The sequence below is a fragment of the Methyloversatilis sp. genome (assembly GCF_030696805.1).
Taxonomy (GTDB): domain Bacteria; phylum Pseudomonadota; class Gammaproteobacteria; order Burkholderiales; family Rhodocyclaceae; genus Methyloversatilis.
The window spans coordinates 1-21,676 of record NZ_JAUYRO010000048.1; the positions used below are offsets into that span (position 1 = coordinate 1).

At 67.0% G+C, this 21,676-nt stretch carries 19 protein-coding genes and 1 pseudogene; 9 read left to right on the forward strand and 11 right to left on the reverse strand.

Annotated elements, in window-relative coordinates:
* From Q8R75_RS08255 to Q8R75_RS08285, 7 genes and pseudogenes are all read right to left on the reverse strand, one after another.
* Positions 1-339 (reverse strand): annotated as a pseudogene (locus Q8R75_RS08255) (PQQ-dependent dehydrogenase, methanol/ethanol family); the annotation flags it as partial.
* A 308-nt stretch (positions 340-647) separates the two neighbouring features.
* A complete protein-coding gene (locus Q8R75_RS08260) occupies positions 648-1,631 on the reverse strand; it encodes a VWA domain-containing protein (protein ID WP_305612794.1) in 984 nt (327 codons plus the stop codon).
* On the reverse strand, positions 1,628-2,167 hold the full coding sequence (locus Q8R75_RS08265) for an MxaK protein (protein ID WP_305612795.1): 540 nt from the start codon (positions 2,165-2,167) through the stop codon (positions 1,628-1,630). The genes Q8R75_RS08260 and Q8R75_RS08265 overlap by 4 nt, the downstream gene beginning before the upstream one ends.
* A complete protein-coding gene (locus Q8R75_RS08270; protein WP_305612797.1) occupies positions 2,164-3,213 on the reverse strand; it encodes a vWA domain-containing protein in 1,050 nt (349 codons plus the stop codon). Before Q8R75_RS08270 ends, Q8R75_RS08265 begins: the two co-directional genes overlap by 4 nt.
* Positions 3,210-4,172, reverse strand: a complete 963-nt coding sequence (locus tag Q8R75_RS08275) for a nonribosomal peptide synthetase MxaA (RefSeq protein WP_305612798.1) — start codon at positions 4,170-4,172, stop codon at positions 3,210-3,212. The genes Q8R75_RS08270 and Q8R75_RS08275 overlap by 4 nt, the downstream gene beginning before the upstream one ends.
* A gap of 1 nt (position 4,173) precedes the next feature.
* A complete protein-coding gene (locus Q8R75_RS08280) occupies positions 4,174-5,025 on the reverse strand; it encodes an MxaS protein (RefSeq protein WP_305612800.1) in 852 nt (283 codons plus the stop codon).
* A 25-nt stretch (positions 5,026-5,050) separates the two neighbouring features.
* Positions 5,051-6,070 (reverse strand): MoxR family ATPase, encoded by a 1,020-nt coding sequence (locus Q8R75_RS08285; protein WP_305612801.1) that lies wholly within the window; start codon positions 6,068-6,070, stop codon positions 5,051-5,053.
* A gap of 269 nt (positions 6,071-6,339) precedes the next feature.
* Here Q8R75_RS08285 and msrA point away from each other — a divergent pair, with 269 nt between their 5' ends.
* The 5 genes from msrA (at position 6,340) to Q8R75_RS08310 (ending at position 15,728) form a co-directional block, all read left to right on the forward strand.
* Entirely contained in the window at positions 6,340-6,897 is a 558-nt protein-coding gene (gene msrA, locus Q8R75_RS08290) for a peptide-methionine (S)-S-oxide reductase MsrA (RefSeq protein ID WP_336623616.1), read from the forward strand.
* A gap of 106 nt (positions 6,898-7,003) precedes the next feature.
* A complete protein-coding gene (locus tag Q8R75_RS08295) occupies positions 7,004-7,348 on the forward strand; it encodes an FKBP-type peptidyl-prolyl cis-trans isomerase (RefSeq protein WP_305612803.1) in 345 nt (114 codons plus the stop codon).
* Between the two features lie 33 nt (positions 7,349-7,381).
* Positions 7,382-9,181 (forward strand): BamA/TamA family outer membrane protein, encoded by a 1,800-nt coding sequence (locus Q8R75_RS08300; protein ID WP_305612805.1) that lies wholly within the window; start codon positions 7,382-7,384, stop codon positions 9,179-9,181.
* Positions 9,181-13,185, forward strand: a complete 4,005-nt coding sequence (locus tag Q8R75_RS08305; protein WP_305625973.1) for a translocation/assembly module TamB domain-containing protein — start codon at positions 9,181-9,183, stop codon at positions 13,183-13,185. Before Q8R75_RS08300 ends, Q8R75_RS08305 begins: the two co-directional genes overlap by 1 nt.
* A gap of 155 nt (positions 13,186-13,340) precedes the next feature.
* Positions 13,341-15,728: a CHASE domain-containing protein gene (locus Q8R75_RS08310; protein WP_305625974.1), complete on the forward strand. Its 2,388-nt coding sequence runs from the start codon at positions 13,341-13,343 to the stop codon at positions 15,726-15,728.
* Positions 15,729-15,745: 17 nt separating this feature from the next.
* On the opposite strand, the gene Q8R75_RS08315 is transcribed toward Q8R75_RS08310, so the two are convergent.
* On the reverse strand, positions 15,746-16,180 hold the full coding sequence (locus Q8R75_RS08315; RefSeq protein ID WP_305613450.1) for a hypothetical protein: 435 nt from the start codon (positions 16,178-16,180) through the stop codon (positions 15,746-15,748).
* Between the two features lie 69 nt (positions 16,181-16,249).
* On the reverse strand, positions 16,250-17,449 hold the full coding sequence (locus Q8R75_RS08320; RefSeq protein WP_305613451.1) for an MFS transporter: 1,200 nt from the start codon (positions 17,447-17,449) through the stop codon (positions 16,250-16,252).
* A gap of 285 nt (positions 17,450-17,734) precedes the next feature.
* On the opposite strand from Q8R75_RS08320, the gene Q8R75_RS08325 reads away from it, so the two are divergent.
* The 4 genes from Q8R75_RS08325 to Q8R75_RS08340 all read left to right on the forward strand — a co-directional run bounded on the left by Q8R75_RS08325 (position 17,735) and on the right by Q8R75_RS08340 (position 20,429).
* Complete coding sequence (locus tag Q8R75_RS08325; protein WP_305613452.1) at positions 17,735-18,064, forward strand: YnfA family protein; 330 nt, start codon at positions 17,735-17,737, stop codon at positions 18,062-18,064.
* A gap of 26 nt (positions 18,065-18,090) precedes the next feature.
* Positions 18,091-18,870, forward strand: coding sequence for an SDR family oxidoreductase (locus tag Q8R75_RS08330; RefSeq protein ID WP_305613453.1), 780 nt, complete (start codon positions 18,091-18,093; stop codon positions 18,868-18,870).
* Positions 18,871-19,029: 159 nt separating this feature from the next.
* Positions 19,030-19,725, forward strand: coding sequence for a type VI secretion system tube protein Hcp (locus Q8R75_RS08335; protein WP_305613454.1), 696 nt, complete (start codon positions 19,030-19,032; stop codon positions 19,723-19,725).
* 314 nt (positions 19,726-20,039) lie between these two features.
* The gene (locus Q8R75_RS08340; protein WP_069040702.1) at positions 20,040-20,429 is read left to right on the forward strand and encodes a carboxymuconolactone decarboxylase family protein; all 390 of its coding nucleotides are present in this window, start codon (positions 20,040-20,042) and stop codon (positions 20,427-20,429) included.
* Positions 20,430-20,450: 21 nt separating this feature from the next.
* Here Q8R75_RS08340 and Q8R75_RS08345 read toward each other — a convergent pair whose 3' ends face one another.
* Together Q8R75_RS08345 and Q8R75_RS08350 are read right to left on the reverse strand one after the other, a co-directional pair.
* Positions 20,451-20,672, reverse strand: a complete 222-nt coding sequence (locus tag Q8R75_RS08345) for a TIGR02450 family Trp-rich protein (protein WP_305613456.1) — start codon at positions 20,670-20,672, stop codon at positions 20,451-20,453.
* 69 nt (positions 20,673-20,741) lie between these two features.
* Positions 20,742-21,668, reverse strand: coding sequence for an MxaL protein (locus Q8R75_RS08350; RefSeq protein WP_305613457.1), 927 nt, complete (start codon positions 21,666-21,668; stop codon positions 20,742-20,744).
* Positions 21,669-21,676: the final 8 nt, after the last annotated feature.

Genomic DNA, 21,676 nt, shown 5'->3' on the forward strand with positions numbered 1-21,676 from the left:
CTCGTACTTCCACTTGATCTTCTGGGTTTCCAGATCGATCGCGAACACCTTGTTGGGGAAGGGCGAATGCACGAACAGCGTGTCGCCGATGACCAGCGGGCCGCCTTCGTGACCGCGCAACACGCCGGTCGAGAAGGTCCACGCAACCTTCAGATCCTTCACATTCTTCTTGTTGATCTGGTTCAGGGTGCTGTAGCGCTGGTTTTCGAAGTTACCGGCCTGCATGGCCCAGTTCTTCGGGTCCTTGATCAGCTTGGCGACATCGGCGTTGGCCAGGGCGGTGCCCGGAATCGCGAGTGCAGCCAGCCATAGCGGCACTTGCTTGAACTTGTTGGACATTGGCTTCTCCTTGTTGCTAGTTATTAACCGGGTGGTTTCGAAGTACGAAACGCAACCGCCGGCCCGAGAGGTCATAAGTGACACGCCTCTATCGGGTTATGGGTTTTATAGCATGGCAAATTGCAACGGCAGGAGATTCTCCCCGAGCTGACTGAGCCTTCTCCCGCTGATCGGGAAGAGTTCCCTGTTATCGCGGTGATAATTCCCTGAATGGTCCGGGCGCGCCGCGATGGCGACTCTGAACCCCGCCTGGAGGGAGTGTTGTTTCACGATGCATCACCCGCTCGACAGAGCGGTGAATCGCTGCGTCAAGCCCTGGGGCGTGGAAAGTGCAGATCGGGTCGATAGGCCCAGGCGAGGCACAGCAGACCGAGCAGCGCCGGTACCCAGCCCAATTCGGTCGGCACCGATTGCTGACGCGCGAAAGCCGGATCGACCAGCGCATCTGCCAGTTCATCAGGTGATGCAAGCGCCTCGTAGCGCATGCCGGTCTGGGTTGCCAGATCGCGCAGGTGGGTGCCCTTCAGATTCGACAGATGCTCGGTACCGCTGGCCCGGGTGCTTTCGATCGCCACACCGGACTCGTCGACCATGGCCTCCTCCGCCGCGCTGCCGCTGCGCCCGCGCGAGGCCGTATTGCTCTGCACCACCTCGTCCGCCTTCCAGTAGCCGAGCGGCCGGCCATCGAGGTCCAGTTTGGGAATCGGGCTCAGCGTGGCGCCACCGGTGCCGACGATCAAGCCCTTCACCAGCCCCGGTTCGCCGTCAAAAGACGGGCGCATCTTCGGATTCAGCGGCGGTGCTTCGTGACCGTCGGTGACGAACACCAGCGACGGCGGCTGTTCCATGTCGCGCAGCGCACGGATCGACGAAAACAGCCCCTTCGATACCTCGCTGGCGCCGGCCCACGACATCTGGCCATCTATATTGGCAAGTGTGGCCAGCAGTTCGTGGTAGTTGCCGCACACTTCGACCGGCGTCATCAGCGCCAGCAGGCGGTACTCCGAGAACACACCCCAGCCGATGCGCGAACCGCAGGGCAGGGCGCGCAACGACTGGCCGAGACTGTGCTTGGCGTAGTCGAGCCGGCTGACCGGCTTGCCTTCGAGTTCGTAATCCCGCGTATTCATGCTCTGCGTGATGTCCAGCACCACCATGTGGTGATAGCTGCGACCGGGCAGCGGCAGAGGCGGCAGCGCGACGGCGACCGCAAACAGCAGCGCTGCCAGACTGAGCGGCAGCGCGTGCGCGCTGCGCGCGCGGGCCAGCAGCACCGCAGGCGAAAACATCATGGCAGCCCCAGCGTGAAGGCCTTCATGGTCGTCACCGCGCGCTCGCTGTTCTGCGGCAGCGGCGGCGCTTCGGTCAGCACCTCCTCGCGCTCGGGGGCGAGACGCAGCGTGCGTTCGAGGTTGTACTTCGCATCCCAGTGATGCGGATTGCGCTGCAGCAGTTCGCGATAGCTGGTCTTGGCCAGTTCGGCCAGCGGCAGCGAACGACCGATTTCTTCCGGACCGTACTTCAGCGCCTCGCGCAGGTGCAGGTTGCCGAGGTTGTACAGCACCGCCTCCAGCAGTTCGCCCTCGGTCGCGCGCGACAGCGTCTTGTAGGCGCGAACGGCACCCTCGTAGTCGTTACGCGCGGCCAGCGACAGGGCGCGGGCGAATTCCGCTTCCGGCGTGGTCTGCGTGGCTGCGGCATCGACGGCCGTGGTGAGCAGACGGTTGAAGTCGCGCGCCTGCGACAGCCGGTAGGCTTCGTAGGCTGAAAACAGCAGGCTCAACACGAGCAGGATGACGAGCGGAGTGCCCGCCTGGCGAAGTTTCATGATGGAAGGTCCTGTGTCCAGGCCGGTCTCGTCAGCAGGCGACTGGCCAGCGCGAGGGCGCCAGCCAGCAGTGCCAGCGCGAAGAACCAGGCCGAGAAGTCGCGGCGCGGAATGCGTTCGGCGTAGTCGAGTGGCAGGTTCTGCTGGCGGTCGACCTCGGCCACCGCCTGCTTGACCGCTTCGGGGTCTTCGGCTTCGAAAGCCTGATAGGGCACGCCGGTCGATTTCAGGAAGGCGTGCAGCGCCGCCTCCGGCATGTTGCCGTCGTCCGGGTCGCCGTCCAGTCCCTGGCTGAGGGCGGAGCGGATGAATACCCAGTACACCGCGACCCGGTTCTTGTTCAGTGCGCGGGTGATGCGTTCGCGCATGTCGGGATCGACCTGGGCGGCACCGTCCGATACCAGCAGCAGGATGCGGCTGCCCGAGTAGGCGCGTCGCTCGAATTGTTCGGCGCCCGCCAGCAGGGCGCGACCGATGTCGGTTTCCGACAGGCCGCGGCCGATGCCGCCGGCTTCGATCGCCGCCTGCACCACGTCGCCGTGCTGCGTGAATGACACCACCGCCATCGGCGTCGAGCTGAACAGCAGCAGCGCGTAGCGGTCTTCCGGTCGCCGTTGCGCGAAATCGCTGAGCAGCCGGCGCGCGACTTTGCCCTTGGATTCGTGCGATGAGTCGATGACCGGCTGCCGGCCCTTGGGCACCAGTGGTTCGTCCATGCTGCGGCTGCGGTCGAGCACGATGGCGATTTCGGCGCCGCGGCCGGTGCGTTGCAGCTCGGTGGCCGGCTGGCCGATGCCGGCCACGCCCAGGATGGCGGCCAGCATGGCCAGCGCGGCTGCAATGCGGCCGCCGCGCAGCAGCGCATCGCCCAGTCCGTCGCGTGGCAGCCAGTCGATGCAGGCGTAATCGAGCGTGTGGCGACGACGCGGCCACAGCGGCAGCAGCGCCAGCGGCAGCGCGAGCAACCACAGTGGCGATGCGAATTCAAGTCCGCCGAACAGGCTGCCAAAGAGGCTGCCAAGCAGACCATTCACCGCGTCATTCATGCCAGCGCCTGCCGTTCGAGCCGGGCCACCCGCGCGCACAGCGCAGCCGGTTCCTGGCCATCGACCGGGTGATCGGCAAAGAAGCGCTTCTGCGAGGCCTCGAAGAAGCGTTCGAGCTCGGACTGCAGCGGTGCCAGCCAAGGCGCGCGGGCCAGCAGGGACGCCAGGTTGTGACCGCGCACCACATGACCCGCGGTTTCGTCGAGCGCGCGGTGCAGGCGTTGCCAGATCGCCGTCGATCCCGGGTCGAGGTGCCGCATGTCGCGCGTCGCGCGGGTGAACGGCAGGCTGTTGCGCGCGCGCAGCTGGCGCAGCACGTACAGCGCGAGCCAGGCGGCGGCCAGCGCAGCGGCGGCGTACAGCGCGAAATGCAGTCGCCGCTCCAGCGACGCGGTGTCGATGCGCGGCGCCTCGGCGTCCGGCCGCATTTCTTCCAGACCGGCACGCGCCAGCACGATGGTCGGCGTCAGCGGTGCGACGGTGACCGGCAGCACGCCGGTTTCCAGACGCACGCCGGGCGTTTTCGTCGGCAGGTCGAGCGCCGGCAGGTCGAGCGCCCGCAATTCATCCGGCACATTGATGATCTGGTAGTCGATGACCAGCCAGCGCCGGCCTGCGGCATCGCGTTCGATGCGCACATCGCGCCGCTGGAACCAGTTGCCGACCCGTTCCAGCTCGGGAAAGGCTTCGGGGTCCAGCGGGCGACCTTCGTGGTCGAGCGCGACGCGCTGGGTGATCACGTCGCCGATGACGTGGCCGAACGGCCGCAGCGGCTGCACATCGGGCGCGATCGACAGCGCCGCGGCCTGGGGAGCTGCCGGCGGAGCGTCCTGCACGGTCTCCCGAGCTGCTGCCTGAGCCGGCGCAGCAGCGTCCTGCGCATGACAGGGGCCGAGCGTCAGCAGGGCCAGTGCTGCGCCAAGGCTGAGCAGGCGCAGTCTCCAGTAGGTGGGTTGCATGTCAGACAGCCTCGAAGAAATAGCGCGACAGCGCGTCCGCATCGAACGCGCCCGTCATGTAGAAGGGGCGCATGCCGCGGTCGCCGAACAGTTTCTGCAGATCGGCACGGCGCTGTGCGAAAGCGTCTTTCCAGCGCCGTCGGATGACCGGGCGCAGCCACAGTCCGCGCCGGCGACCGGTTTCGATGTCGCGCAAGGCAAGCAGACCGTCGCCGTCCGGCGCCTGCGGCTCCACGTCGTCCCAGATGACCAGCGGCACGACGTGTGCGTGCGACAACAGGTCGAGCGCCTTGCCCAGTTCGGGCAATGGCGCGTGGAAGTCGGATGCGACAAACACCAGTGCCTGCCGGCCGGCGATGCGCATGCAGGCTTCGGCCAGACCGGCGCTGGATGGCTGGTCGGCACGGCTGCGCAGCAGCGCATCGGCAATCATCAGGCCGGCGCCGCGCGAGCGCATCGGCGCCAGCATCAGGTCAGTGCGTTCGGTGCGGTCGAACGCCAGCAGGCCGAGCGCGTCGCCCATGCGGAAACTCGAGTCACCGAGCGAGCGGGCGAACTCGGCCAGCCGTTCCAGCTTGGTGGCGGTCGAGCCGAACGCCATCGACGCCGACACGTCGGCCACCAGATAGACTGGGATGCCAGCGCGCTGGCGCGTCACCCGTACCAGCCAGCGCTGTTCCGGGTCGCGCACGCTGGCGCGCAGGTCGAGCCGGCGCGGGTCCGGCCGGTCGAACAGCGTCTGGTGGGCGATGAATTCCTGCCCGCTGCCCGCCGTCACGCTGCGATGCGCACCCGGCCGCTGCCCGCCGACGCGTCGCGGCATGCGGTAGTGGAAGTCTTTCGGAGCATTCATGGTGCCGGCCTTGCCCGTTGCCCGGTCAGGGCGTGGCAACCCGTTCCAGCATTTGCGACACCAGCGCATCGGCCAGTTCGGCGCGGCGCAGTTCGTAGACCGGCGTAAAGAACACGCGGTGCACCAGGGTGGATGGCAGCACGGCGCGCATGTCTTCCGGCGTCAGGTAGTCGCGGCCGTCCATCCAGGCCACCACGCGCGCGGCGCGCATCAGCATGCCCATGCCGCGCGGGCTGGCACCGGCCAGGATCAGGCGCGACATGTCGACGCCGTCGATCTGCAGGCCGTACTTCACCGGGTCGCTGGTGGCGGCCCAGATATCCATCGCGTAGCGCTGCAGCGCGTCGGTCGCGCTGACCGAACGCTGGATGGCTGCGCCGATGGTGTTCATCTGCATCCAGTCGACGACGCCCGGCGTCACCGTGTCGATCAGCGCATCGGTGTCGTGGAAGCGCGGGTCGAACACCAGCGCACGGCGCGTTTCGTCGTCCGACGGCGTCAGCATGCGCAGTTCGAACATGAAGCGATCGCGCGCGGCCGACGCCAGTTCGAAGGTTTCTTCGCGCTCGACCCGGTTGCGGTCGGCGAACACCGTCATGTGCGGAAAACTGTATTCGCGGTTGAACGCCGACAGCGTGCGTTCGGCCATCGCGCGAAGCAGCAGCGACTGAACCTGCGGACGGGCGCGGTTGATTTCGTTGAAGAAGAAGGTGGTGAGGCGTTCGCCGTGGCGCAGCAAGGGGCCGGGCTCGATGCGCGGCTTGCCTTCGTTATCTACATAGGTGTGATAAACGAGGTCGTTGGGCATCAGGTCGACCGTGCCCTCGACGCGTTCGAAGTCGCCGCCGATGGCGCGGGCGAATGCACGCAGCACCGTGGTCTTGCCGACGCCGACGTCGCCTTCGAGCAGCACGTGCCCGCGTGCGAACAGCGCAACATTGATCAGACGCAGGGTGTCGTCCTGGCCAACGATGGCGCGACGCACTTCTTCTTCAACGCGCAGCGCAAGGCCGCGCCAGTCCTGCAAGGCTTCCTGGGAGAGCATCAACTTGGGTTCCGGCGACGTTTATGGACGGGTAATTTGCCCCGAACGATACAAGGTTTGCCGGCGCCGCGCATGTTGCAGCGCGCCGGACACAGTGCTTCGCAAACGGTGTGAGTCGTCCGGATACATGCGGATACCGACCGCTGCATCGCCGCGATGAACCTCGGCCTCCGCCGCGGGTCGATTCTTGATTGAGACAATGCAGGCGCGGGCTGCAACATGCCTATCGAAGCCGGAAGCACAAGGCGGCCCCGTCCATGGAGGAGCTGATGATGATTGCCGTACCGACCGAAACCGCTCTGCTTGGCGGCGGCTGTTTCTGGTGCCTTGAGGCGGTGTTCAACCGTGTCGAAGGCGTGATCGAGGTCGAACCGGGGTATGCCGGTGGTCCGGTGCCGAATCCGACCTATGAACAGGTGTGCGGCGGCCGTACCGGCCATGCAGAAGCGCTGCGCATTTCGTTCGACACGTCGATCATCGGTTTCGCCGACTTGCTCGAAGTGTTTTTCGCGCTGCATGATCCGACCACGGAAAACCGGCAGGGCAACGATGTCGGCAGCCAGTACCGATCGGTGATTTTCTGCCGCGACGTCGCGCAGGCGGCGACCGCCCGCAACGTGATCGCACAGCTTACCGACGCACAGCGCTTTGCCGCGCCCATCGTCACCGAGGTCGAAGGTGACGTCACGTTCTGGCCGGCCGAGCCCTGTCATTCCAACTACTACGACCACAATCCGATGCAGCCCTATTGCATGGCGGTGGTGGCGCCCAAGATCGACAAGCTGCGCCGGCTGTTCGCGACACGCGTCAAGACCAGGCTCTGCTGACACCACCGCACGGGCCGCGAACAATTGTCAGCGGACCCTGACTGCGGTGACTGGGGCTCCGGCCGGGTAAACTGCACCCCTCCCATTCATCCAACGGAACAACGACATGTCTGCCATCACCACTGAAAGCGGTCTCATCATCGAAGACATCACCCCGGGCAACGGCGCCGAAGCGGTTGCCGGCCAGCGGGTCAGCGTGCATTACACGGGCTGGCTCACCGACGGCAAGAAGTTCGACTCGAGCAAGGACCGCAAGCAACCCTTCGGTTTCAATCTCGGCGCAGGCCAGGTCATCGGCGGCTGGGACGAAGGCGTGGTAGGCATGAAGGAAGGCGGCGTGCGCAAGCTGACCATACCGCCGCACCTGGGCTACGGCGCACGTGGTGCCGGCGGCGTCATCCCGCCGAATGCCACCCTGGTTTTCGAGGTCGAGCTGTTGAGCGCAGGCTGATTGCGCAGGCTTCTGCAATTGCGCGGCCGGTTGATGAGCTGGCCGCTGGCCGCCTTTTTGTCCCTGTCCGTCTGCCTGTCTCCGGTCGGCGCTGCCGAGCCGGTTGTTGACGATGGGGCGGTGACCGATGACATGTCGGAAATCGTGCCGGAAGACGGCCCACCTGCTGCCGATTTCGGTCGGCTGCCGCTGCGTCCGAACGCGCTGCCGGCCGATGTGAACGCCATGCTCGAACGGCACGCGCGCGCGCTGGTGCTGCGTGAGGCGCTGACTGACGAGCGCGCGCAGCGCCGACTGCTGCGCCGGTTGCGGCTCGAAGTGTCCGAACTGCTGTCGACCGAAGGCTATTTCACGCCGACGGTCGAGATCGGCGGCGATCCGCCCGGGCTGGTCATCGAGCCCGGCCCGCGCGCCCTCATCGGCCGCGTCGACATCGAGTTCGAAGGGGCGGTTGCCGATGCCGAAGCGGAACGCGCCGAGCGGCGTGACGAGCTTCGTCGCAGCTGGCGGCTGGCCGAGGGGCAGCCCTTTCGTCAGTCCGACTGGTCGTCGGCCAAGCAGAACCTGCTCGACGCACTGACATCGCGCGACTACGCCGCCGGCGCGCTGATCGACAGCCAGGCCGAGGTGGATGCGGCCGCCGCACGGGTCGATCTGCGGCTGCGGCTCGACAGCGGACCGGCTTTCCGTTTCGGTGACATCGAAGCGACCGGGCTGGCGCTGCACGACCTCGATCTGGTGCGCCGCTATTCGACCGTGCGCGCCGGCGACCCGTACTCCACCGACGCCCTGCTTGCGTTCGAGCGCGCGCTGCTGTCGTCGCCTTATTTCGGCTCGGCGCAGATCAGCGTTGATCGCGATCCGGCCGCGGCGGCCGCGACACCGGTGCGCGTCGCCGTGGCCGAAGCCAGTTCGCGCCGGCTGTCGTTCGGCGCCGGCCTGAGCAGCAACACGGGCTACCGCGCCGAGGTGGGCTGGTCGGACAACAATCTGTTCAAGCGCTCATGGCTGTTCAATACCGCGGTGCGTCTCGAACAGCTGCGCCAGATCGCCTTTGCCGACGTGCTGTTGCCGCCGGCCGGCGACGGCTACCGCGACAGCTTCGGCGCGCTGGCAGAAAACGCCGACATCCAGGACCTGGTAACCAAGCGCGTCGGCATCGGTGCGGTGCGCGCCCGCATCCGCGGCAATATCGAAATCCGCCACTCGCTGAGCCTGCAGCGCGAGCAGCGCGAGATCGACGGTCTGGTCACCAGCACGCAGAAGTCACTGGCGCTGAACACCTCCTGGACCTGGCGCGAGGTCGATGACCCGTTCGATCCGCGCAGCGGCTGGGTGCTCAATGCGCAGGTCGGCGGGGGTGTCGAAGGCCTGCTGTCGGACACCAACTTTCTGCGCACCTACATGAAGGGGCAGTGGTTCATACCGGTCGGCGAGCGCGACCAGATCATCCTGCGCGGCGAAGCCGGCCTGACCAGCGGCAAGGCCGATGCGCTGCCTCAGGATTTCCTGTTCCGTGCCGGCGGCGCGACTTCGGTGCGCGGCTACGATTATCTGCAGCTCGGCGTGCGCGAAGGCAACGCCATCATCGGCGGCCGCGTGCTCGGCGTGCTCAGCGCGGAATACGTGCACTGGTGGTCGCATCAGTGGGGCAGCGCAGTATTTGTCGACGCTGGCGATGCCACGGACAGCCGCAAGAATTTCGACTTCGCCTATGGCGCCGGTGCCGGCGTGCGCTGGCGTTCGCCGGCCGGCCCGATTGCGTTCGACATTGCCTACGGCGAACGCGAGCAGACCTGGCGGCCGCACTTTTCGCTGGCCATCGCCTTCTGATGAACGCGCCCGATCACGCCCCGCAACCCGCCACGCCGCACCGCAGCCTGCGCGCGCGCAGCCGCGTGCGCGGTACCGGCATCGCACTGACCGATGTTGCGCTGATCGCGCTGCCCTTCCTGCTGGTGTATTGGCTGCTGACGACTGCCGGTGGCCTGCGCGCCATCGCGGCCGGCGCGCAGTGGGCGGTGCCGGCGCTGCAATCGGTCAAGGTCGAATCCGGCAGCCTGTGGACGGCGCCGCGGCTGGCTCAAGTGATCTACGACGACGGCACGCTGCGCGCCGAAGTCACATCGCTGGCGCTCGACTGGGCACCGACAGCGGCGCTGCTCGATCGCCGGCTCGATGTCACACGGCTGTCGATGGGCGAACTGCGCGTGGCGACCTCGTCGAGTGCGGAGCCGCCGACCACGCCGTCCAGCCTCGCGCTGCCGCTCCCGCTGAAGGCAAAGATCGACATCGCGCGCATCGTGCTGGCCGACTACGCCGCGCAGACGGCAGACGGCATCGTGCTCACCGACGTCAAGGCGGTCATCGATTCGGACGGCGTGACGCACCGGCTGGACGAGGTGACTGTGACCACGCCGTGGGGTGCGCTCGCGGGTTCGCTCGCGCTGGTCGGCGACGCGCCGTTCGCGCTCTCCGGCGAACTCGCTTTCACCGGACAGGACTATTCGGCGACCGCCGTGCTGGGTGGCACGCTGGTCGACGGCGCGACCGCAGCGCTGCGCGCCGAAGGTTTCGGACTGTCCGGTCAGGCCGACGTCCGCGCCCGCCCCTTCATCGAACAGCCGCTCACAACGCTCAGACTGGTACTCGACGAATTCGACCCGCAGCGGCTGAACGCCGCCGCACCAGCCGGTCGCTGGACGGTCGAGGCGGATCTGCAATCGCGCGACGGCGCGGCGCTCACCCTGGCCGGACCCCTGACGGCGCGCAATCGCGAACCCGGTCGCATCGACCGGGACCGGGTGCCGGTGAGTGCGCTGTCGGCGCAGGTCGAGGCGAGCCTGACGCGCGTCGATCTGCGCGAACTGCTGATCGAGCTGTCCGGGGGCGGAGACATCCGCGGTGAAGCTGGCTGGCGTGCCGAAGGCGATCTGCCGGTGCACGCGGCGCTGGTGCTGCGCAATGTCGACACCGCCGCGCTGCATGGGCAGGGCGTGGCAACGAAGCTGGGCGGTCGCATCGACATCAGTGCGTCGGGCGAGCACCAGCAGTTCGACATTGCACTGACCGACCGCGGCGCCAGCCGCATCGCGATAGAGGCGCGCGGCGACGTGGCGCAGCAACTGCTCACGCTGGAACGCGCCCGGGTGTCGGCGCGCGGAGCCGAATCCACGCTGGCCGGCAGCTTGAAGCTCGACGACACGCTCGCCTTCCGGCTGACCGGCGAGTTGCAGAAGTTTGACCCGTCGGCATTCGCGCGCGTGCCGGCGGCCCGTCTGTCGGCGAAATTCTCCGCCAACGGACGGATCAAGCCGCAGATCGACGCGCAGGTGGCGCTCGACTTCGCGCCCAGCACGTTGATGGGCGAGGCACTGGCGGGCACCGTCAAAGGCCGGCTGCAGGGCCGGCGGCTGTCCGGGATCGACATCGCACTCGACTGGGCGGGCAACCGGCTGGCCGCGCAGGGCGCCTTCGGTGGCCGGACCGGCAAGGCAGACGACGTGCTCGACTGGTCACTGGACGCGCAGCGTCTGGCGCCGCTGCGTGCATTGACCGGGCTGGAACTGGCCGGTCGCATCTCCGGCAGCGGTCGCCTCGCTGGTACGCTGGACGCGCCTTTCGGCACGCTGACGCTGGCCGCACGCGCACTCAGGCTGGGTGAGCTGGGCAGCGTGGCCAGCGCCGACGTGAGCGCCGACCTGGCAAAGGGCGCCGACGGGCGCATGACCCTGAAGCTGGTGGCGGCGGATCTGCGCAGCCCGTCGGCACCGGCGCCCATCGAGGCGGTGCTGCTGGAGATCGACGGCACGCGCGCGGCGCATCGCCTGTCGGCCAGCGCGAAGCTGGCCGCTCAGCCGGCCGACGGTGGCGGGGCGCCACTGCGCCAGTCGCTCGACCTCGTGGCGCAGGGCGCACTGGCGTCGTCGGCTGACGGCCCATCCTGGTCCGGCCGTATCGATCAGCTGGTGCTGGTGCTGTCGCCCGAACTGAGTGCCACCCTGGTCCGTCCGGCATCACTGTCGGCGTCGGCGCAGCGTGTGACCCTCGATGAAGCGACGCTCGCGCTGACCGGCGGCGGTGAGGCGGTGCTGGCGCGCACGCTGTGGACGCCGGATCGCCTCGACGCCAGCGGCCGCATGCGGGGCTTTCCGTTGCGCCTCGTCTGGCGCGACCGCGAAGCCGGCATCGCGGTGCGTGCGCCGCTGACGCTGGGCGCCGACTGGGCGGTCGGTGCCGCGCTGACCGGCAACGAAGGGTTGAGCGGCCGGATCGCTGTGTTCCGTGAGAGCGGCAACGCGGTCATTTCGGGCGAAGGCCGGGTCGAACTTGCGTTCAGCGAGGCGCGCGCGCAGATTGATTTTGCCGGCCAGTCGGCCGCTGTCACGGCGCGCGTCGCCGGCCCGGACGTCGGCCAGCTGCAGGCGGCGGTGCGCGTTCCGCTGCGCCGCGACGGCAGCCTGTGGCTGCCCGACCTCGATGAACAGACCACCGGCGAAGCCACGCTCGACGTGCCGACGCTGAACTGGATCGGTCGCGCGCTGCGGCTCGACATGACAACCGCCGGCCGCCTGAAGGCCAACGTGAAGATGGTCGGGCGCTTGCGTGCGCCTGAGTTGTCGGGTCGCATCGACGGCGACGACCTGACCTTCCGGCTGGCCGATCAAGGGCTGCGGCTGGAGCGTGGCAGCCTGCGCGCGCAGTTCGCCGGCGACCGGCTGAATCTCGACAGCCTGAACTTCGAAAGTGCCAATGTGCGCGCGCCGGCGGATCCGCGTCTGAATGCAGCGCAGCTGACGAAGGAGCCAGGCCGGCTCTCCGCGCGCGGCACGGTCGATCTGGCCACGGCGCAGGCCGACATCGCGATCGAGGTGCGCCGCTTCGTGCCGCTGCAAGGTGGCGAGCAGTGGCTCATGCTGTCCGGTGACGGCAGCGTGCGCGGGTCGGCCAAGGCCGGCATTGCGCTGCAACTTGCGCTGAAGGCCGACGCCGGGCTGTTCACCGTGCCGGAGGAGTCGCCGCCGACGCTCGGCGACGACGTGGTGATGAAAGGTCGCAACGGCGGCGCGGCCAGCGGCCCGCCGCTGGCGCTGCAGATCGACGTCGATCTGGGCGAGCGTCTGTATTTCAAGGGACGCGGGCTCGATACGCGGCTGGCCGGTCAGCTGGCGCTGCGCGATCAGGGGCGCGGCATCAGCGCCACCGGCAATATCCGCACGGTGGGTGGCCGCTACCGCGCCTATGGCCAGAACCTCGACATCGAGCGCGGCGTGGTCAGCTTCCAGGGCTCGCTGGCCAATCCCGGTCTGAACGTGCGCGCCATCCGACCGAACCTGCCGGTGCAGGCTGGCGTGGAAGTGAGCGGCACGGTGCAGCGGCCGCGCGTGCGACTGGTGTCCGACAGCGCGATGCCGGACTCGGAAAAGCTGTCCTGGATCGTGCTCGGCCGCGGCCAGGAAAGCGCGCGCGGTTCCGACCTGTCGATGCTGGCCACCGCGGCCGGTGCCTTGCTCGGCGGCGAGGGCGAGGGCATCACCGGATCGCTGGCCCAGGCGCTCGGCCTGGACCAGATCGCCCTGACCCAGAGTTCGATCGCCAGCGGTCCGCGCAGTCAGGTGGTGAGCAGTTCGCAGCGCAGCAGCACGACGGTGGGCGGCCAGGTGGTCAGCGTCGGCAAGCGGCTGACCAGCAATGCACTGCTGTCGTACGAACAGGGCGTGGCCGGTGCGACCAGCGTCGTCAAGCTGACCTGGACACTGACCCGCCATCTTGCGCTCATCGGCAGCACCGGCACCGAGCAGGCGGTCGATGTGCGCTACGTTTTTTCCTTCAAGTGACCGTTTTCCGCAATGCAGCCGAGACGGTGCATCGAAGCCGATAACCATCAATTGTTTGATACGTGACTAAAGTCTGGTGATCGACGCGCGTAAACCAAAGTGTTATGTTTTTGGTTTAAATCAGTGCTGAGCACTGGCTCCGGATTGACCGCTAGATGAATTTCTCTTCTCCTGCCAGCGGGTTGCGCTCGTCCACCCTTACGGTGCTGCTGCTGACCGGTATCACTGGCGCGACGCTGTCGTGGATGGCGTGGCAAACCCTGCATACGCAGGAACAGGCGCAGGCGCAGACCCGGTTTGATCGCAGCGCGGCTGAGGCGGAACGCGCGCTGACCGAAGCCATGGCCGACTACGAACAATTGTTGTGGGCAGGGGCTGCGCTGTTTTCCGCCTCGTCGGATGTCACGCGCGAAGATTGGCGGGCATTTGCCGACAGCGTGCAACTCGATACCCGCTTTCCCGGGCTCAAGGGTTTCGGTTTTGCACAGATGCTGACCCCTGCGGAGCGCGTCGCGCACGAAGCTGCGTTGCGTGCATCGGGGCGACCCGGCTATGCCATCCGGCCGCCCGGCGATCGCGACATGCTGACCTCCATCGTGTACCTCGAACCGGAGGTGGGCACCAATCTCGATGCGATCGGTTACGACATGTATTCGGAGCCGGTGCGTCGTGCGGCGATGGATCGTGCGGCTGACAGCGGCAAGGCCGCACTGTCGGGGGCAGTCACGCTGGTGCAGGACAGCGCAGCACCCCGGCCCGGGGCGCTGATGTATGTGCCGGTTTATCGAACGTTGCGCGGCTTGCATACGGTCGAGGCACATCGGGCGGCGCTGCGCGGTTTCGTCTATTCGCCATTCCGCATGAATGATCTGGTTCAGGCGGCGCTCGGTGACCGCGCCGCCGACATGGTGGTCGAACTGTTCGATGGCAGGGCCACTGATGAATCGGCGCTGCTGTTCGAGCGTCGTCGGGCCGTGCTCAAGAATCTCGCGGCCTACACGCCAAGTTTCGTCGAAACGCGCCCGATTGAAGTCGGCATGCACCGCTGGACCTTGCGCTTTTCGACCCTGCCGGCCTTTGACGTGGCAGCGCCGGCGAGCAAGGCCAACCTCGCTGGCGCGGCCGGTCTGGGGCTGACGGTACTGTTGTGCAGCACGCTGGCTGCTGTACTTGGCCTGCGCAGCCGGGCAGAAAATCTGGCACATCGCATGTCGGTCGCCCATCGCGAAAGCGAGGCGCGCATGCGCTCGGTCATCGAGGCGAGCGCAGAAGGCATCCTGATCTGCGACGCCACATCGGCGTCGCGCGTGCTCAGTGCGAACCCGGCCATCGGCGACATGCTCGGCATCGAAGCCGGTTTGCTGCAAGGCATGCCACTGACACAGCTCTTTTCGAGTCACGGCGACGTGACGCTGGAACGGCAGCTGCGCGACATCCGTCATGGCGACCGGCGGCTTCTTCGCTGCAACGTAAGCGCAGTGCATGCAACCGGTGGCGCTCGCACGATAGAGCTGGCCATCACGTCAACAGAAGAGCAAACCGAAGGCCTGCGCCTCATCATCATGGCGACCGACCTGACGGAACTGCTCGACGCGCAGCGTGCGGCGCGCGAATCCGACCTGCTCAATCAGGCTATTCTGGAGCACGCACCTTTTTGCGTGATCGCCACCGACACGACTGGCGTCATCCAGTCGATCAATCCGGCTGGCGAGCGGCTGCTGGGTTATGCGCGGCACGAACTGGTGGGTGTTGCCACGCCGGAATTGCTGCATCTGGACACCGAAGTACATCAGCGCAGCGCGCAGCTGACGGCCGAAAAGGGAGTGCCGGTGCGCGGTTTCGAGGTGTTCGTGCTGCCGGTGCGCGAAGGCGATGTGGATGAACGGGAATGGACATATGTGCGCAAGGACGGCTCACAAGTCCCCGTCAATCTGGCAATCAATGCATTGCGCGATGCGCACGGTGACATTCATGGCTACATCGGTTTCGCCTGCGACATCACCGAGCGGCGGCGCACCGAATCGTATGTCCGCCGACTGGCGCACCACGACACCCTGACCGGACTGCCGAACCGGCTGCTGCTGACCGAACGCTTCGAGCGCTCGGTCGAACGGTCAAAGCGCAGTGGATTGCGAACCGCATTGCTCATGATCGACCTCGATCGTTTCAAGGACATCAACGACAATCTCGGCCATCACGCTGGCGATGCAGTGTTGCGCACGGTCGCCGGGCGTTTGCTGGCGACCGTGCGCGGCACCGATACGGCGGCGCGACTGGGGGGTGACGAGTTCGTCGTGCTGCTCGAAGAGGTAGACAATGTTGAAAACGTCTGCGAATCCGCGCGCAAGATCGTGCACGCATTGTCGGTGCCGATGGACGTGACGGAACTGTCGCTGACCATCACGCCGAGCATCGGCATTGCGCTGTTTCCCGATCACGGCGTTGAACTTGAAGACGTGCTGCAGCGCGCCGATACCGCGATGTACCGTACCAAGCAGTCGGGCCGCAACGGCTTCACCCTGTACCAGCACGGCCACGCCTGAGCGGGCGGCGTGCGGCGTCAGGTGCGACGTTCGCCCAGGCTGCGGTCCAGCTTGTCCTCGACCTCGCCGATGGCGGCAGCGAGCGAATTCACCGATTCGGCCGTCGTCTGCTGCATGGCCGCGCGCAACTCGGCGAATTCCTTCTGCATGGCGGTATTCAGTTCGGTGAAGCGCGACGCTTCGGCCTGATCCGCCAGCAGCCGCTGCTCGCGCAGTTCCTTGGCATGGCGGCGTGCTTCCAGCAGGGTGGCGGTGTGCAGCGTCAGCGTGTAGGCGCCGAGCAGCACCAGCAGCAGGGTCGTGGCACCGAGCAGGATGATGCCGGCCGGTGCGTTGATCGTCGCCACCAGCAGCGACACCTCGACCGGCATGACCAGCACGCTCCAGTTCGCGATCACGAAGGCGGCGAGCAGGCCCATCACCAGTATTCCGAGTGCGCCGAGCAGTTTCATCAGTGGTCTCCCTTCATTGTCATCGCACCATTGTCGTGCATGACCGGCCATCCCGCCATCGGCATCCGCCTACGCCGCTGCGGCGGCCGGCTGCATGCGCGCCTCGCGGATCGGCAGATTGACCAGCGCCGCGATGGCCGCCAGCAGCGCGTCGGCGTACCACATCCACAGATAATTGCCGGTGTGCTCCAGCGCCAGCCCGCCCAGCCAGGCGCCGAAGAAGCCGCCGATCTGGTGCGACAGCAGCGTGAGGCCGAACAGCGTTGCCAGATAGCGCGTGCCGAACAGCTTGCCGACCACGCCGGCGGTCGGCGGTACGGTGGCCAGCCAGGTCACGCCCAGACCGATCGCGAACAGGTAGAAGGTCCATTCGGTCTGCGGCGACGCGAGGTAGATCAGCACCATCACTGCACGCGAGGCGTACATCCAGAACAGGATCATCTTGCTGCGCCAGCGGCCGACCGCCCAGCCGGCCAGCAGGCTGCCTGCGATATTGGCCAGTCCGATCAGCGCGAGCGCAGTGCTCGCCACTTCGGCCGGCAGGCCGCACAGTCCGACCTCGCCGGGCAGGTGGGTGATCAGGAAGGCGATGTGAAAGCCGCAGGTGAAGAAGCCGGCATGCAGCAGCAGATAGCTGCGGTCGCGCAGCGCATCGCGCACCGCGTGGCGCAGACCGCCGCTGCCATCGGGCGCGGCGTGATTGATCACCGGTTCGCGTGCCCGCAGGGCGCGCGCCAGCGGCAGTGCTGCCAGCGCTGCGATGGCCAGCGCATACATCGCCCCCATCCAGCCGACGGTGGTGATCAGCTTCTGCGCCAGTGGCGCAAACACGAACTGGCCGAGCGAGCCGCCGGCGTTGATGATGCCGGCCGCCTGACCGCGTTTCGCGGAATCGAGCTTGCGCGAGGCGGCGCCGATCAGCACCGAAAAGCTGCCGGCGCCGGAACCGGCCGCCGACAGCACGCCGAGCGCCATCGTCATGCCGAAGCTCGTGTCCATGAAAGGGGTCAGTGCGCAGCCCAGCGCCAGCACGATCAGCCCGGTGGCGAGCACGCGGCCCGGGCCGTAGCGATCGGCCACTGCGCCAGCCAGCGGCTGTATCGCCCCCCAGACGAACTGGCCGATGGCCAGCGCCAGGCTCAGGCTGACGACGCCCAGACCTGTGGAAGTATTGATTGGCGAAATGAACAGGCCGGAGGACTGGCGCACGCCCATCGTGACCATCAGCAGCAGGGCGGCGCACAGCACGGCAGACAGGGCGGAGGGCATGGCGCGGAGCAGGACTTCAGGTAGCAGGAGGCTAGCACAGGCCGTTGTGCCGCCGTTGCGGGTCGCGGGCGGCAGCGGATGTTGTTGGGCATCGCTGCGCTCACCTCGATCTGCGATGCAGCCTCCCGTAGGTTGGGGTGAGCGAAGCGATGCCCAACAAGACGGCGCATGCACTCGCGCCACACGCGCCGCGCCGGATGGACGGCGGCCCCTGTCGCGTACGGGGGACCTCGAAGTTCATCGATGCGCCGACCATCGCGTGTCGGGTCGGGTTATCTTCGGTCGATGAACCTGCTTTCAACCACGGCGCTTTTCGTCGCCACCGCGCTGGCGGAGATCGTCGGCTGCTATCTGCCCTGGCTTTGGCTGAAGGATCGCGCGCCGGTCTGGGTGCTGCTGCCGGCGGCGTTGTCGCTGGCCGTCTTCGTCTGGCTGCTGACGCTGCATCCGACCGCCGCCGGGCGGGTCTATGCGGCGTATGGCGGCGTGTATGTGTGCGTCGCCATGCTTTGGCTGTGGCTGGTCGACGGCGAGCGCCCGCATCTGTGGGACATCACCGGCGTCGCGGTGGCGCTTGCCGGCATGGCCATCATCATGTTCGCGCCGCGAACCTGACGCCCCTTCAACGAGGAGATTTCCATATGGACCTGCAACTCAAGAACCATCTCGCACTCGTGTCCGGCAGCACCGCCGGCATCGGCTACGCCATTGCCGAAGCGCTGCTGCGCGAAGGCGCGCGCGTCATCGTCAATGGCCGCACGCAGTCGGCGGTCGATGCCGCCGTCGCAAAGCTGGGTGTCGGGGCGATCGGCTTTGCCGGCGATCTGGCCAGCGCGGCCGGGGCTGACGCGCTGGCGAAGGCGCACCCGGACATCGACATCCTGGTGAACAACCTCGGCATCTTCGAGCCGAAAGCGTTCGAGGACATTCCCGATGCCGACTGGACCCGCTTTTTCGAAGTGAACGTGCTGAGCGGCGTGCGCCTGTCGCGTCACGTACTGCCCGGCATGAAGCGGCGCAACTGGGGCCGCATCCTGTTCATATCGAGCGAGAGCGGCATCCAGATTCCGGCCGAAATGATCCACTACGGCATGACCAAGGCGGCGCAGATCGCGATTGCACGCGGTCTGGCCGAGTCGGTCGCCGGCACCGGCATCACCGTCAACAGCGTGCTGCCCGGCCCGACCCGCTCGCGCGGCGTCGAGGACTTCGTGCAGACGCTGGCCAATGAAAGTGGCCAGACTTTCGAGGCCTTCGAGAAGGAGTTCTTCGAGAAGGTGCGCCCGACCTCGCTGATCAAGCGCTTCGCCACGCCGGAAGAAGTCGCCGCGATGGTCGTCTATCTGGCCAGTCCGCTGGCGTCGGCGACCACCGGGACGGCGCTGCGGGTCGACGGTGGCACCGTGAAGAGCGCCTTCTGAACTGCGTAACGGCACGTCACGGATTGCAGGGGAAACACGTTCTTCAAGGCTGTCCGGAATGAGGCGTCCTTGGTAGTGTTCGGGTGCAGCGCTTGCGCCGGCGCGGCCACAAAGGCACGACCCGGCAGATGGATGTCCTTCATTTTCCGGGAAAAACCGATGAAACTCAGACTTGCCGCCTCATGCATCACCGCTTCGATCATGTGCTTCGCCGCCGCGCCGGCGCTGGCAGCCGACTACTACCTGGAGATACCGGGTATCAATGGCGGTTCGGTCGCCGAAAACTACAAGGACCAGATAGAGGTCTTTTCTTTCAGCTGGACGCTGTCCAACACGGCGTCCACCGGTCCGTCCGGCGGTACGGCATCGCGGCCGGTGTTCGGTGATCTGGAATGGATGCAGGCGGTGGATCAGAGCATCCCCAAACTGTTTGAAGGTGTGGCGAGCGGCAAGGAAGTCGGCAAGGTGACGCTCAGCTTCGTCAAGTCGGGCGAGGAGCAAGCCCATCGCTACTTCACGATGACCTTCGAAGACGCCACGCTGACCTCGTTGAGCCTGGCCGGGGCCTCGGGCGGTGACCCGCTGGCATCCCTCAGTCTGAGTTACAAGGCAATCGAACTTGCCTACTATTCGCAGGAAAAGGGCGGAAAGCCCGGCGCCCCCATCAAGGCGAACTGGGATCTGGAAGGGGTGAAGGGTGACGCACGCGTACTGATGCAGCTTGCGTCACCCGACACGCCCATCCTGCTCGACGTGTCGCAGCCGATACCCGAACCGGAGCAGGCGGCCCTGCTGCTGGCCGGCCTGGGCCTGATCGGCTGGGCGGCGCGCCGGCGGCGTGCACGGTGCTGCTGAGCCCCTCCGTTACCGGGTTTGCCGAAGCGGGGTTCGACGCCGGTGGCTCGATCATGCAGCAGTATCCGATGCCCCACCGCGCGGGGTCGCCGACCCGACCGCATTCGCGTGAAGCGGATTCGGGATGTTGTCGGGTTGGCGCCTGCACACATGATGCTGTCCTGCGAGGCGACATTCGAGCGGCGGTCTGAACGCCGCCTCACACTCGCCTGATGCGACGCCGGGCAGCAGGTGAGGTGCCCGTCCGTGGCACCTGATGTGCGCCGAATCCGTAGAATCCGCCGCTCGACAGGAACCGAACCGGAGAACAGATGATGAGCGATGGCGCGAAGCGCGGGGAAGCGGTACGCCGCGAAGTGATGAGCGATGCCTTCGTGGATCGCGCACTGGGCAACGCGACCGACTTCACGCAGCCGCTGCAGGCCTTCATCAACGAACATGCCTGGGGCGGCGTATGGACGCGCGACGGGCTGGACCGGCGCACGCGCAGTCTGATCACGCTGTCGGCGCTGACGGCGCTGAAGTGCCCGAATGAGCTGAAGGGGCACGTGCGCGGCGCGCTCAACAATGGCTGCACGGTGGAGGAAATCCGCGAAACGCTGCTGCACTGCGCGGTGTATGCCGGCGTGCCGGCGTCGGTCGATGCCTTCAGGGCAGCGCAGGAAGTGGTGGATGCCTGGCGGGCTGAGCAGGCAGCCGGCTGACCGCTGATATCCGGCGCGCCGTCAGACCCAGCCTTGTCGCCAGCGGGTCGAGTCCTTCAGTTCGCGCCATTCGATGCGGCGCACCGACCTCGAATGCACCGCCTCGATGTCTATCCAGCGGATCGCTGTTTCGGGTGGGTCGGGTTCGATCACCTTGGTGACCAGGAAGTGCAGGTTGCGGCAGACCGGCGCGACGGCGGTCCATTTGGTGAGCAGCAGTTTTTTCGGGTGCAGCGGATTCATGGCGCGACGGTCGATGGGATTGACGCCTCTGACCGCGCAGTTTCTCGGCGATTCCCGGAGGCCGGCGTGTCACCGACGGGCGGCGGTTTCCGGACGGAAGCGCGCGATGAGCAGGATCAGTGCCAGCGCCGCCGGCAGCCACGACAGGTCGGTCGGTACCGGACGCGAGACGGCCGCGTCGGCGTTCTTCATGGCACGGGTCAGGGTCTCGACATCGGTCATCGTCGCGTATTCGAAGCCGACCTGCTGCGCGATGGCGCGCAGGTGCGTTTCGCGCAGTGCCGACAGGTGTTCGTTGCCCGGCACGCGCTTGCCGTCGGCGGTGCGCAACTCGCGCTGGATGACCTCACCCGCTTTCCAGTAACCGACCGGGCGCCCGTCGTCGTCGCTCTTCGGAATCGGGCGTGCCGCTTCGCCGCCGGCGCCGATGACCCAGCCGCGGATGTCGCCCGGCTTGATGTCGTCGAAGCCCGGCTTGTCGCCGTCGCGCAGCGGCGGCGCTTCCTGCCCGTCGCTGACGAACACGATGCTGGGCGTGTCGCCGATCTCTTTCGCCGCCCGCACCGACCAGAACACGCCCTTCGCCACCTCACTCGAATTGCCCCAGCGCATGCGGCCGTCGATCTGGTCGAGCGACGCGAGCAGGTCGCCGTAGTGGGCACACACTTCGATCGGCGCCAGCAGCAGCAGCGTGCGGTACTCGGCGAAGCCGGCCCAGCCGACCCGCGAGCCACACGGCAGTTCGCGCAGCGCGCGCCTGGCCGATTCGCGCGCGTAGGCAAGCCGGCTGACCGGCACGCCGTCCAGTTCGTAGTCTTCGACATTCATGCTCTGCGTCAGGTCGAATACGACGATGGTGTCCCAGCTGTCGCGCGGCATATTCACCGGCGGCAGCACGGCGGCGAGCACCAGCAGCGCCAGCGCCGCCAGCAGCGAGCGCGCGTCGCGCTCGCGAAGGCTGGCCAGCAGATTGCGCAGGAAGGCGCGGGTTCTCATGCGCGCGC

What these genes read in the sequence shown, in the direction of transcription:
- Q8R75_RS08260 (WP_305612794.1), bottom strand. Translation starts at nt 1,631, where the DNA reads ATGATGTTTTCGCCTGCGGTGCTGCTGGCCCGCGCGCGCAGCGCGCAC.
- Q8R75_RS08265 (WP_305612795.1), bottom strand. Translation starts at nt 2,167, where the DNA reads ATGAAACTTCGCCAGGCGGGCACTCCGCTCGTCATCCTGCTCGTGTTG.
- Q8R75_RS08270 (WP_305612797.1), bottom strand. Translation starts at nt 3,213, where the DNA reads ATGAATGACGCGGTGAATGGTCTGCTTGGCAGCCTCTTTGGCAGCCTG.
- Q8R75_RS08275 (WP_305612798.1), bottom strand. Translation starts at nt 4,172, where the DNA reads ATGCAACCCACCTACTGGAGACTGCGCCTGCTCAGCCTTGGCGCAGCA.
- Q8R75_RS08280 (WP_305612800.1), bottom strand. Translation starts at nt 5,025, where the DNA reads ATGAATGCTCCGAAAGACTTCCACTACCGCATGCCGCGACGCGTCGGC.
- Q8R75_RS08285 (WP_305612801.1), bottom strand. Translation starts at nt 6,070, where the DNA reads ATGCTCTCCCAGGAAGCCTTGCAGGACTGGCGCGGCCTTGCGCTGCGC.
- msrA (WP_336623616.1), top strand. Translation starts at nt 6,340, where the DNA reads ATGATGATTGCCGTACCGACCGAAACCGCTCTGCTTGGCGGCGGCTGT.
- Q8R75_RS08295 (WP_305612803.1), top strand. Translation starts at nt 7,004, where the DNA reads ATGTCTGCCATCACCACTGAAAGCGGTCTCATCATCGAAGACATCACC.
- Q8R75_RS08300 (WP_305612805.1), top strand. Translation starts at nt 7,382, where the DNA reads ATGAGCTGGCCGCTGGCCGCCTTTTTGTCCCTGTCCGTCTGCCTGTCT.
- Q8R75_RS08305 (WP_305625973.1), top strand. Translation starts at nt 9,181, where the DNA reads ATGAACGCGCCCGATCACGCCCCGCAACCCGCCACGCCGCACCGCAGC.
- Q8R75_RS08310 (WP_305625974.1), top strand. Translation starts at nt 13,341, where the DNA reads ATGAATTTCTCTTCTCCTGCCAGCGGGTTGCGCTCGTCCACCCTTACG.
- Q8R75_RS08315 (WP_305613450.1), bottom strand. Translation starts at nt 16,180, where the DNA reads ATGAAACTGCTCGGCGCACTCGGAATACTGGTGATGGGCCTGCTCGCC.
- Q8R75_RS08320 (WP_305613451.1), bottom strand. Translation starts at nt 17,449, where the DNA reads ATGCCCTCCGCCCTGTCTGCCGTGCTGTGCGCCGCCCTGCTGCTGATG.
- Q8R75_RS08325 (WP_305613452.1), top strand. Translation starts at nt 17,735, where the DNA reads ATGAACCTGCTTTCAACCACGGCGCTTTTCGTCGCCACCGCGCTGGCG.
- Q8R75_RS08330 (WP_305613453.1), top strand. Translation starts at nt 18,091, where the DNA reads ATGGACCTGCAACTCAAGAACCATCTCGCACTCGTGTCCGGCAGCACC.
- Q8R75_RS08335 (WP_305613454.1), top strand. Translation starts at nt 19,030, where the DNA reads ATGAAACTCAGACTTGCCGCCTCATGCATCACCGCTTCGATCATGTGC.
- Q8R75_RS08340 (WP_069040702.1), top strand. Translation starts at nt 20,040, where the DNA reads ATGAGCGATGGCGCGAAGCGCGGGGAAGCGGTACGCCGCGAAGTGATG.
- Q8R75_RS08345 (WP_305613456.1), bottom strand. Translation starts at nt 20,672, where the DNA reads ATGAATCCGCTGCACCCGAAAAAACTGCTGCTCACCAAATGGACCGCC.
- Q8R75_RS08350 (WP_305613457.1), bottom strand. Translation starts at nt 21,668, where the DNA reads ATGAGAACCCGCGCCTTCCTGCGCAATCTGCTGGCCAGCCTTCGCGAG.